The organism is Christiangramia aestuarii, from assembly GCF_009735585.1.
GTDB lineage: Bacteria > Bacteroidota > Bacteroidia > Flavobacteriales > Flavobacteriaceae > Christiangramia > Christiangramia aestuarii.
The window spans coordinates 1-9548 of the sequence record NZ_VJVW01000013.1; the positions used below are offsets into that span (position 1 = coordinate 1).

The window sequence follows — 9548 nt, forward strand, 5'->3', positions numbered from 1 at the left end:
GAACGTTTTAATTCAACAGTTTTTATTGTTTTAGAAACAAAATAGAGTAAGTAAAACATGCAGAACATCGAGAATAAGTGCAATGGAATAATGAATAAGAGTAATATTCCCACAGTACCACCCGCCGCATTATTACCGGAAGAGAAACCATAAGAAGCAACGCCAAATAATAGAAATATTAGCAATAAATATACTACTGGGATKAATAGAAATATTCKGAATTTTTTAATTTTTAAATTGATACCATCTGGAATATATTTTTGAAGTCCGTTTCCAACCGACCAAAACCATCCCAAAGTAGTTCCTAAATATAGCAGCATGATCAAAGGGAATAGTTTAAACCARTTTAAGAAGGATGGATCTGGAGCACTTCCTTCATTGAAACTACTGAATAATGAAATAGTAATTAAAATTTGCAGGAAAAAKGGTAGGGCAAAAACTAAGATAAAAATTTGCCAATGTTGAGCTTTTAAAAACTTTTTTATCATTTAATTATTTTTTAAAATTATTGATGTTGAACCTAGGGATTGTTTTATGAATAGGATATATATAACTAAACACTTTTTAATTAATTTTTATGATAAAGAGGGAAATTTATTTTACTGATAAATCATTTTAGCATTATTGCCAACGGTCTCGGTTATCGCCAGTTGGCGGAGTAAGGGACGCGGATTTGTCGGCTTAGTATTGGTTTGTTGGTCAAGTTAATTATTTTCTTTCTAACGCTGCCGCTTATTGGCGATGAACCGTTGTTGTGAGCTGGCCGTTTAGTTAGAATTTTTATTTCCAGAATTGCCACCACTTTTCTTTATGTTTTTTAATCTTGTTTCCTTGTATTTCTTTTGTGCTTAATCCTAAACATCTTCTTGCATTATAAGCGATCAGATAATCTTTATCATTAATGAATTTTTTGATTTCACTATTTATCCTGGAATCATTAAATCTTGAGGCATAATAGAAAACCTCAATTAGACTGTATTTCTCTGAAACTTTTTTGAATTCTTCGAAGCCTATATTCTTCATTTGATCATTACCATTCTCAATTTCATTAATATAACTAGCCCAAATAATTCTTAGGTTTGGTTTTTCTGCTTTTGATAATTTATTATTTAATACAGGAAGTGCCTTCTTAGATTTTAATATTACTAAAGTTTCACCGATTAATTCATCATTAGAATTAGCTAACATTTTAATCAGTCTATCTTCTACTTCTAACTTCTCTTGTTCTGATAACGAAAGAATAATATTCTCATTACTGAAACCATTTCTATTTTGGTAATCAGCAGGAGGAATAATTTCTTCTATAAGTTTATTTATATCAGTCACAATTTGTTTCCGGCTTGCTCACAACGGTCTCGGTTATCGCCAGTTGGCGGAGTAGGGGACGCGGATTTGTCGGCTTAGTATTGTTTTATTGGTCAAGTTAATTATTTTCTTTCTAACGCTGCCGTCTATTGGCGATGAACCGTTGTTGTGTACAGTAATTTTTACTCGGTAATTTTGTAAGATATAACGATATAATTAGGGGATGAATTTAATAACTCATTAGTCTGTTTATCGTTATCCTTTAATTTAACAACACCACAAAATCTATGGAAATTATATTTTTTATCTAACCAAGAAGAGGCAAATATTAATAACGGAATTTTCTTATTCAATTCCCATGTTGTATCTGAATACTGACGCCAGGTATAAAATTGTCTATGATCATTTTTAGCAAGATTGATCTGAGATTTTGAACTCAGAGCATATGTGCGAATATCTAAAGTACTATTGTTTTCCTCAGTTTTAGTAAATATTTTAATCTGATCAATAAAACCTTGATGAAACTCGTCGTCGACCACAAAATCATAATCATTAGTATAATCTAATAAGGTGTCTGTTATAATGTTTTTGCCATTAACATATTCTTCTGCAAAAATCTGAAGTTTATACTCTCTTTCAAATTCACCAATATTGAATTTATGTATTCCAATTGAGGCTAATTCTAAAGCTTCTATCAAATCTAGCTTCGAAATATTTTCTTGATTATATAAATTATCAGGATCTTCCTTTTGTAACTGATTTTGAGGATCTTCAATTCTAGTTGATTGAGAATAAATGTTTATTGAAAGTAGAATTAATAATGTTGAAAGTAGGTTTTTCATTTTTAAAATTATTGTACACAACGGTCTCGGTTATCGCCAGTTGGCGGAGTAGGGACGCGGATTTGTCAGCTTAGGTTTGGTTTGTTGGTCAAGTTAATTATTTTCTTACTAACGCTGCCGTCTATTGGCGATGAACCGTTGTTATGCAACGTTTTTCTACCTTAGAATAATTTTAGCCAGAATTAACCCCGGAACTATTATAGCACCTATATAAATAAATTTAGTTTTAAATATATACTCAATATTCGTTCGAAACCAAAACCAATTATTCAAGTTTTTGTAATAATCCATATGATTGGATTTAAACATTTTGCTATCTATAGGTTTATGGTTTTCGTATCGTCTAAGTATATTTTGATATCTCGATTGTAAATCTTCACAAAATTGCATTTTCTCTAAATTACCGACATCTTTTTTATAAGTTTTGAAGGTTTGTAGTTCGTTGTATAAATCTGCTAGATCCAAAGCACAGTCGTGGAAATTTTTCGCTTTAACTGGATAATTTTGAGAATTCTCAAATACTGAAAAAAGTAGTAATAAGATTGAGGTAGCGGTAAGGGAAAATGCAAATAAATTTTCTGATGCCTGGTTAGGATTATAAATATTGTAAACAGACAATAAACCAAAAATTATTAAATAAACTGACAGAATATTTATGCATAAATTTGAAAGTTTATCTATCTTTTTTAGCCTATTGTCTGCAGTAAATCTGGTTCCCTTTGTAGACCAAATTTTGTGTTTTAGCTCTTCTAAAAAATCTTTATCTAGATGTTCTTTTCCTTCTGGTTTTTCAAATTTTTTAGAAGTCATTCTTTAATCGTCTTTATTCATACTTCTTACGAATTCATAATGGCCACCAACCCAACCAAAATCACCTCCGTAATCTTGATCTAATTTTTTTAGAAATGCATCCCTAGCTTCATCACTTACTAGCATTAATGTAAAATCGTTTAAATCTGAGGTCGTAAAAAGGTTACCATTATTTCTTTCAGTTTCGAAAGCTCCCATTTGATACTCACCTGAAACGCTTTCATATAATTCGTGAATTATTTCAATATGATCTTCTTCTAAGTTATCTAGGTATTCTTGAAAATCAGTTGTTGTCGGCATATTTTAAATTTTTTTATTGGAAAGCCCGAATTTACTTAATTAATAAAATATGCTAAAGAAAAGTTCTTAAATATTCGGAATATTCTCAAAAAATGGTGCATAACGGTCTCGGTTATCGCCAGTTGGCGGAGTAAGGGACGCGGATTTGTCGGCTTAGTATTGGTTTGTTGATCAATTTAATTATTTTCTTTCTAAGGCTGTCGCTTATTGGCGATGAACCGTTGTTATGTGGCGTTAACTATTTCCGCATTTTGTAATCAGTTCCTTCTCATAAGCTTCTGTTACATTCGGATTTTTCATTTGCTTAGCCTTCTTTAAATATTTCCAGGCTTCTTTACAGTTATCTAAGTACATATTAACTATCGAAAGCTTATAGACAGTATTCGAGTTTTTATCGTCTATTTTAAAAGATTTGTCTAAATAACTTTTTGCAAGTTCCAGTTTTTGAAAGGCTAATTTTCTATCGGTATCGAAATTTTGATAGAAATCTCCCATATAAGTTGTTCCGTAGTCGGTTAAAATCTCCGAATGTTTAGAATTTATTTTTAGTCCTTTATCATATTGTTCTCTTGCCTTATCTAATTCACCTAGATTAAAATAAATTGAACCGTATCCGTAATATATATCTGCATTGTCAGAATCAACTAAAAATGCTTGATTAAACCTTCTCATTGCAGTAATGAAATCTTGTTTTTCATAAAGATATTGGAAACCTAATTCCGTCATTTTCTTACTAGCCTTTTTAGAATCACCATCATATTCATTTAAAAGATCATCTAAGAATTGTTGGTCGTTTTCAAGTTGATCTTGATTTTTTTGAATATTTCCATATTCAGGCTGTAGACTAGGATCCTTTTCTGCAAGTTCTGACCATTTCTCAAAAGGACTGGTCTGAGCAAACGAATTACTTAGAAATAGAAATAAAATTATCTGTAGAAGTGTTTTCATCTAGATCTCGTTTTAGTTAATGCCATATAACGGTCTCGGTTATCGCCAGTTGGCGGAATAAGGGACGCGTATTTGTCGGCTTAGTATTGGTTTGTTGGTCAAGTTAATTATTTTCTTACTAACGGTGCCGCTTATTGGCGATGAACCGTTGTTACCTGCAGGCATTTTAATTTTTAAAATCATATTTGAAAAGAAGATTGAAAATATCAAAGAATGCTTTCTCTTGTTTTAGGGATCCAATCGAATTATTTGAAAAAAGTATTTGTCCAATTCCAGATTTTGGATTGAAATACATTAAAGTGGAGCTACCAAATTCATTCCCGGCATGACCAATCAAAGGAGCAAATGACAAATCCCAACAAATAGCATCTGGAAAATCATTAGATATAGATTGAGGCTTTGTCATTGTTAAAAAGGATTTTTTTGTTAATATTTTGCCTTGACCAATCGAACATTTAATCATTTCCTGGCAATATTTGGTCAAGTCCCCAACGCTACTATAAATTCCTCCATCTGGATAAGTTAAAATTCTATAATCTGGAATAGGATTTCCATTTTCGATGTAATATGTAACTCTTAAATCTTCGGCAACAAAATTATTATCCCAACTTGTGGCATCCATTCTAAGAGGTTGAAAAATATTCTTTTTGACAAATTCTTTATATGACTCTTTTACTGCATTTGAAATTGCTAAAGCTAGTAGAGAGGATCCTAAATTGCTATATTCATAATCTGTACCTGAAGCCTTTTCAGAATAGGTGTCATCTTCGAACCAAATACCTTTTTCAGATAAACTATTTTCCAAAAATTTCTCTAGAGGTATATCTTTATTTCTATTATATATTTTTAAATAATCATGCCATTGCTGGGGCCAATTTTTTTTCTTTAATTTTTTACTGAATAAATAAGTTTTATTATATGATTTAGGATCAGTAATACCTGAAGTATGATTAGCTAGGTGTCTTAATGTTATTTTCGTATCCGGGAAATTTGGATTTATTACTTTGAAATTCAAATATTCATTTACATCATCATCCAGTTTCATTTTGTTTTGCTCTATTGCAATCATGAGAGAAACACCAATAAAAGTTTTTGAAATAGATGCAATAAGTTGATTTGAACTAACTGTATATGGTATTTTTTTGGATTTATCAGCATATCCAAACCCACTTTGATAAAAGATGCTGTCTTTCCCAAATATCGAAACAGCGAAACCCGCTAATTCATTACGTTCATAAATTCTTTTTAAATCCCTCGATATTGAATCGAAGTTGTTAGAATTTGAATTGTGAATATTTTGACCATGGATTAAATAGCAAGAAAGTAGAAAAATTATTATTGCCGTTAATTTAATATTCATCTTCATACCTATTTAATTGTAGCTTGCAGGTAACGGTCTCGGTTATCGCCAGTTGGCGGAGTAAGTGACGCGGAGTTGTCGGCTTAGTGTTGGTTTGTTGGTCAAGTTAATTAATTTCTTTCTAACGGTGCCGCTTATTGGCGATGAACCGTTGTTGCCCACAGTATTAGTCCAAATATCCATAATAATTTATCTCAGTTAGTTTCTGATCTTCAAATTGTAACTCAAATAGATTTGTTTGTTCAAGGTTGCTTATGGTTAAAACCTCAATTTGATTTGAAATATCTTCATTTATTAAATTTTTAAATTGAGATATTTTCATACCAATCTTGATATTATTTATTTCAGAGTTTTCATTTTTAATTCTTGCAGATTTTAATATTTCACTAGTTGCAGTATTATATAATTTTAATTGGTCTTTTTTTGAGTTGAAAACGATTAGTGTATCTGTAATAGAGGGATTAAATCTGTTTTCTACTGTAGTTTTCTTTTTTTGAAATCGTGTCTGTTGTTTCCCTTGTTTTATTAATTCTTCGATCCACTCATACACTAATTCATCATTTATTAATGTATCCGTTACTGGAGTTTTCTTTTTCAATGTTTCAATTTCAGAACTTGAATTCTTTTTGGATTCATATGTAGGTAAATTTTGTTTCGAATTTGGATCTTTTTCTTGACATGATATCAAGAGAATTATTAGAACAAGTATGAAGAAAAAATTTTGTTTCATATTGTGGGCAACGGTCTCGGTTATCGCCAGTTGGCGGAGTAAGGGACGCGGATTTGTCGGCTTAGTATTGGTTTATTGGTCAAGTTAATTATTTTCTTTCTAACGCTACCGTCTATTGGCGATGAACCGTTGTTGTGCATCGTTTTTTTTTGATAAACTATCTTGGGAACATATGAGCAAAATGAAATCCTTTTTTTTCTACTTTTGATTTATCAAAAAACCCATCAATATCATCGTCAATCATAAGGCAGGTAATTATATACTCCTGTTTTTGAGTAAAGATTTTTATAAAATAGTAATCATGCCAAGACAAAAATATAGGGTTATTTAATTTTAATGGTATCGATAAATTAAATACAACTTTTTCAATCTCTGAATTTGTAAAGTATCTTTTCTCACCATTTTTGATATAGCAAAATTTATCGTTCTCAAGAATTTGAAATTTCTTCCCTTTGCTTTTATTTCTGTAATTATAGTAGAATAAAACTAAAGGTATATAGAAAAGGATAGATTGTACAACTAAAACAAGAGCAAAGGTTTTTAAAGTCTTATTGAAATCATAGTCCGAAAAGTAGAATATAAATGCTAAAAAGCCCAGGTTTATAATAAAACTGAGTATAAGTGGTTTAGTGAAGTAATAATCTATATTTTCTTTTTTTAATTCTATACTCATTAAGGATTTATTGTTTTCTAAAAAATGATGTACAACGGTCTCGGTTATCGCCAGTTGGCGGAGTAGGGAACGCGGATTTGTCGGCTTAGTATTTGTTTGTTGAACAAGTTAATTATTTTCTTACTAACGGTGCCGCTTATTGGCGATGAACCGTTGTTAGGCATAGTTTTCGAGCAGTACCGGTTTTCTTTTTTCTAATTGTTTTCTGATTGCATTTTCCTTATTTGAAATATAAATTCCACCTCTAACGTTTTGCCAACCATATACTCTCATATACTTATAAACTATACTATTTTGAAATGGTCTAGGATGACCATTACCTTTATCCTGGTCTTCAATTATTTCAAGTAAATCTGTAGGGAAAAATTTCGAAGTCCAAGTCGATTTATTAGTATAACAGTGACGGCGAATACTTTTTAGTACAGTTGAAGATCTGCCAATATATATTTTATCATTTTTTAATTTTAGAACATATAGATATGGCTTTTTTTGTTCTAAATTATATTCTAACACCTTTGATCTAATTTTGATGAAGTATTGAACTTGCTCCTCTGTTTTTCTTGGAATAAATTTGCCATCTACTAATTCATTATATGAATTTAGAAGTCCTAGGTGGTGTTCTTCATCAAAGAATATATAAATACCTCCTCTAACTTTTTGATAGCCGTAATCATTAATATACTCTAATGTTAGTCTGTTTTCAAAATTTATGGCATCTTCTTGAGAATATTGGTCTATTTTCCAATACTGTATGATTTTTATAGGTTTATGATTTGAAGTCCAAACAGAACCTTCATCACCTTGTTCTTTATGCTGTCTAAATCGCTTTACTAAATCATTTGTTTGACCAATATAGTAGTGCTCATTTTCACATAGAAGTACATAAAGATATTTTCGATTGGGTTTCATAGAAAATTATGCCTAACGGTCTCGGTTATCGCCAGTTGGCGGAGTAGGGGACGCGGAGTTGTCGGCTTAGTATTGATTTGTTGGTCAAGTTAATTATTTTCTTTCTAACGGTGCCGCTTATTGGCGATGAACCGTTGTTGTGTGTAGTTTTTTTACCCCAATTATGTTGTATTCTAAATTACTGAAACTCCTTTTCCAGGATAAAGAACTTGAGTTCTTCGAATTATGAATTATAAATTGGAATCATGACAAACAAATTCTATAACATTGTTTTCAGGATCTTTAATGAAAATAGATTTCCATTTTATCCAATCAAATTTTTCGGTGGTATACTCTAGTTGAGAATTTTTGCATAATTGCAAAATTTCATCATAGTCCTTTTTATCTATTTCCAGTGCGAAATGATGTAAAGAACTTTTTTTGAAATTTATATCTTCAAATTTTTCATTGAAGGCGTTTAAGTTTGTTTTTGCAAATAATGCGAGAGTCTGATTATGACCTTTATACCCTTCGGCGATTTTAAAGAAAGTATAATTTTCTGATTCTTGAATTAATTGAAGTCCGATGATTTCTTGATAGAAATTTTTCATCATTTCCATGTTATTTACTCTCAAAATAACTTCTCCTAATCCTTTAATTTTATTATTAATCATTTCTCAAAAAATTACACACAACGGTCTCGGTTATCGCCAGTTGGCGGAGTAGGGGACGCGGATTTGTCGGCTTAGTATTGGTTCGTTGGTCAAGTTAATTATTTTCTTTCTAACGGTGCCGGCTATTGGCGATTAACCGTTGTTGGCAGCCGTGCTTTTTTACGACTTCTCAATTACTATTTATTAATTTTTCAAGTATTTTCTTTTTGTTGCTAAAACCGAAATCTTCTTCAATTGACATGAAATAATATTTTTTATTATCAATTTGTATATATGTGCTAGATACAGGGCTAAATTTAGTTTTAGAAATTTTTTCTAATGGGAATTTTTCTTTGTCGATATATACATTTTTGTCATCAAAGCTTATTGATTTGAGACTAAACAATTTCCCTTTAATCGGCCATCCAATTACTGGAAATAGAAAAATAAATGCTATAACATATTGATGGAAATAAAGTAATACTAGGAATACTACGAACAAGATTATGTAAACAGATTTAAAGATAAAAACCATCAAATCGTTCGATAATTTATGTTTTTTGGTCATTTTTTGATTTTCCTGGTTAATTATAGCGATTGAAAATTTTTCTTATTAAGGCTATACTTAGAAGTAAAAAATAATTATTAAAACTATAACCAAGAACATTCCTCCAGCTATTCTATTACCTACTTCTGTTTCCAATCTTTGATATAAATCAGAATTTGGACTCCAATAATCCGAAAAAGATAATTTCTTAATTGGAAATAAAATGCTTTTGAATTGGTTAAAAATATAGCGTATAGAAGCCCCAATGAATTCTAAAAGATATTGTCCAATTATTACTCCAATTAAATCCATCTATAATTTTTTAGTTTTCTGGGCATTGCTGCCAACGGTCTCGGTTATCGCCAGTTGGCGGAGTGCGGGACGCGGATTTGTCGGCTTAGTATTGATTTGTTGGTCAAGTTAATTATTTTCTTTCTAAGGCTGCCGCTCATTGGCGATGAACCGTTGTTGTTGCGCGTTTTTTAGTTCTAT

At 30.8% G+C, this 9548-nt stretch carries 13 protein-coding genes; all 13 read right to left on the minus strand.

The genetic code is table 11. The features are described from left to right. Positions 1 to 488, minus strand: a 488-nt coding sequence (locus tag FLP08_RS16495) for a hypothetical protein (protein ID WP_238388513.1), incomplete at its 3' end; no start/stop codon positions are given. Positions 489 to 780: 292 nt separating this feature from the next. Continuing rightward, complete coding sequence (locus FLP08_RS15240; protein ID WP_156278019.1) at positions 781 to 1326, minus strand: hypothetical protein; 546 nt, start codon at positions 1324 to 1326, stop codon at positions 781 to 783. A gap of 161 nt (positions 1327 to 1487) precedes the next feature. After that, a complete protein-coding gene (locus tag FLP08_RS15245) occupies positions 1488 to 2147 on the minus strand; it encodes a DUF5041 domain-containing protein (RefSeq protein ID WP_156278020.1) in 660 nt (219 codons plus the stop codon). 156 nt (positions 2148 to 2303) lie between these two features. Continuing rightward, complete coding sequence (locus FLP08_RS15250; protein ID WP_156278021.1) at positions 2304 to 2957, minus strand: SLATT domain-containing protein; 654 nt, start codon at positions 2955 to 2957, stop codon at positions 2304 to 2306. A gap of 3 nt (positions 2958 to 2960) precedes the next feature. After that, positions 2961 to 3257, minus strand: coding sequence for a hypothetical protein (locus FLP08_RS15255; RefSeq protein WP_156278023.1), 297 nt, complete (start codon positions 3255 to 3257; stop codon positions 2961 to 2963). A 234-nt stretch (positions 3258 to 3491) separates the two neighbouring features. Beyond that, positions 3492 to 4205 (minus strand): tetratricopeptide repeat protein, encoded by a 714-nt coding sequence (locus FLP08_RS15260; protein ID WP_156278025.1) that lies wholly within the window; start codon positions 4203 to 4205, stop codon positions 3492 to 3494. A gap of 166 nt (positions 4206 to 4371) precedes the next feature. Next, on the minus strand, positions 4372 to 5565 hold the full coding sequence (locus FLP08_RS15265; RefSeq protein ID WP_162431108.1) for a serine hydrolase domain-containing protein: 1194 nt from the start codon (positions 5563 to 5565) through the stop codon (positions 4372 to 4374). 166 nt (positions 5566 to 5731) lie between these two features. Continuing rightward, complete coding sequence (locus FLP08_RS15270) at positions 5732 to 6295, minus strand: hypothetical protein (protein WP_156278028.1); 564 nt, start codon at positions 6293 to 6295, stop codon at positions 5732 to 5734. 157 nt (positions 6296 to 6452) lie between these two features. Then, complete coding sequence (locus FLP08_RS15275) at positions 6453 to 6968, minus strand: PH domain-containing protein (RefSeq protein WP_156278029.1); 516 nt, start codon at positions 6966 to 6968, stop codon at positions 6453 to 6455. Between the two features lie 156 nt (positions 6969 to 7124). Then, on the minus strand, positions 7125 to 7877 hold the full coding sequence (locus FLP08_RS15280; RefSeq protein WP_156278031.1) for a GIY-YIG nuclease family protein: 753 nt from the start codon (positions 7875 to 7877) through the stop codon (positions 7125 to 7127). 230 nt (positions 7878 to 8107) lie between these two features. Further along, positions 8108 to 8530 carry a VOC family protein gene (locus FLP08_RS15285; RefSeq protein ID WP_156278033.1) on the minus strand — a complete coding sequence of 141 codons (423 nt, stop codon included), beginning with the start codon at positions 8528 to 8530 and terminating at the stop codon, positions 8108 to 8110. Between the two features lie 169 nt (positions 8531 to 8699). Continuing rightward, entirely contained in the window at positions 8700 to 9011 is a 312-nt protein-coding gene (locus FLP08_RS15290) for a hypothetical protein (RefSeq protein WP_156278035.1), read from the minus strand. 123 nt (positions 9012 to 9134) lie between these two features. After that, positions 9135 to 9368 carry a hypothetical protein gene (locus tag FLP08_RS15295; protein WP_156278037.1) on the minus strand — a complete coding sequence of 78 codons (234 nt, stop codon included), beginning with the start codon at positions 9366 to 9368 and terminating at the stop codon, positions 9135 to 9137. Positions 9369 to 9548 lie beyond the last annotated feature (180 nt).